General features: G+C 75.3%; 1 protein-coding gene. It reads left to right on the forward strand.

From position 1 onward, the window contains the following. The first annotated feature begins 163 nt into the window (after positions 1-163). On the forward strand, positions 164-1,711 hold the full coding sequence (locus MXD58_RS26610; protein ID WP_248840378.1) for a cobyric acid synthase: 1,548 nt from the start codon (positions 164-166) through the stop codon (positions 1,709-1,711). Positions 1,712-1,923 lie beyond the last annotated feature (212 nt).

The raw sequence follows: 1,923 nt of genomic DNA on the forward strand, positions 1-1,923 counted from the left end.
GCGACGGCCACTGCCGGGCTGAGACCGGCGCGGCGGGCTCTCCGTGGCGGGCGTGGGATTCCCTCGGTTGTCGCGGAGCGCGGGGCAGCGACGGGCGCGGCCGTACCGCCGCCGGCCAAGACGGTGGCCGGTAGACCAGGGTGAGCGAGGGGGAGGAGGCGCGGTGACGTCGAGGGGTGGCGGGCTGCTGGTCGCCGGGACGGCGTCCGACGCCGGCAAGAGCGTCCTGACCGCGGGGATCTGCCGCTGGCTGGCCCGCGAGGGCGTGCGGGTCGCGCCGTTCAAAGCGCAGAACATGGCGTTGAACTCGACCGTCACCGCCGACGGCGCGGAGATCGGCCGGGCCCAGGCGATGCAGGCCGCGGCGGCCGGGGTGGAGCCGGAGGCGGCGATGAACCCGGTGCTGCTCAAGCCGGGCGGCGAGCGGCACAGCCAGCTCGTCGTCCTCGGCCGGCCCGTCGCCGAGGTCGACGCGCTGGGCTACCGTCCGTACAAGGCGCGTCTCGCGGGCATCGTCGCGGACTGCCTCGACGATCTGCGCGGCCGCTTCGACGCGGTCATCTGCGAGGGCGCCGGCTCCCCGGCGGAGATCAACCTGCGCGACACCGACATCGCGAACATGGGCCTGGCCCGTGCCGCGAACCTGCCCGTCATCGTCGTCGGCGACATCGACAAGGGCGGGGTGTTCGCCGCCCTGTTCGGCACGCTGGCGCTGCTCGACCGCGACGACCAGGCGCTGGTCGCCGGCTGGGTGATCAACCGGTTCCGCGGCGATCCGCGCCTGCTCGAACCGGGCCTGCGCCAGATCGAACGGCTCACCGGCCGCCCGGTGCACGGCGTCGTCCCGTTCCGCGCCGGGCTGTGGCTCGACGTCGAGGACTCCCTCGACCTGGCCTACTTCGGCGCTGGCGACGGCGACGGCGACACGGCGGGCGGCGGCCCGGGCGGGGACGTGGCGGCGGTGGGGGAGACCCTGCGGGTCGCGGTGGTGCGGCTGCCGAGGCTGTCGAACGTGACCGACCTCGACGCGCTGCGCGCCGAGCCGGGCGTCGCGGTGCGCCTCGCGACCCGCCCCGAGGACCTCGCCGACGCCGACCTGGTGGTGCTGCCCGGCACCCGCTCGACCGTCACCGACCTGGACTGGCTGCGCCGGCGTGGCCTCGCCGACGCGATCGCCGCCCGGGCCGCCGCCGGCCGGCCGGTGCTCGGCGTCTGCGGCGGCTACCAGATGCTCGGCCGGCACATCCGTGACGACGTCGAGTCCGGCGCCGGTGAGGTGGCCGGGCTGGGCCTGCTGCCGGTCACCACCGTGTTCGAGCCGGCGAAGCTGCTGCGCCGGCACCGCGCGGATGACGCGGCGGGCAGCGGGCTCAGCGGCTACGAGATCCGCCACGGCCGGCTGAGCACCGCGGAGCACCCGGGCGCCGAGCCGTTCGCCGCCGACGGGGTGCGCCTCGGCGCCGTCGCCGGCACGAGCTGGCACGGCCTGTTGGAGAACGACGAGTTCCGCCGCGTCTACCTGGCGGGCGTCGCCGCCGCCGCCGGGCGCGCGTTCACCCCCGCGCACACCAGCTTCGCCGACGTACGCCGCCGCCGCCTCGACGCCCTCGGCGACCTCGTCGCCGACCACCTCGACACCACCGCCCTGCGCCGCCTGATCGACAAGGGTGCCCCCGCCGGCCTGCCCTTTGTCCCCCCAGGTGCCCCCTGACCTGCGCGGACCTTCAGATCGCCGCCACAGCCATCCTATAATCAACGCTGTTGACGACATTGGACGCCATGATCATCATGGCGGGCACGCAGGCCGGCGCCGGGAGCGACACGCGGCCGGCGCCTCGGGCACCTCGCCCTGCTCGTGGGTATCCTCGGCGGCGTCTACGGTATCGGCGGCGGTTCGATTCTCAGTCCCATCCTTGTCGGACG

It is taken from the genome of Frankia sp. AgKG'84/4, from assembly GCF_023242965.2.
Lineage (GTDB): Bacteria > Actinomycetota > Actinomycetes > Frankiales > Frankiaceae > Frankia.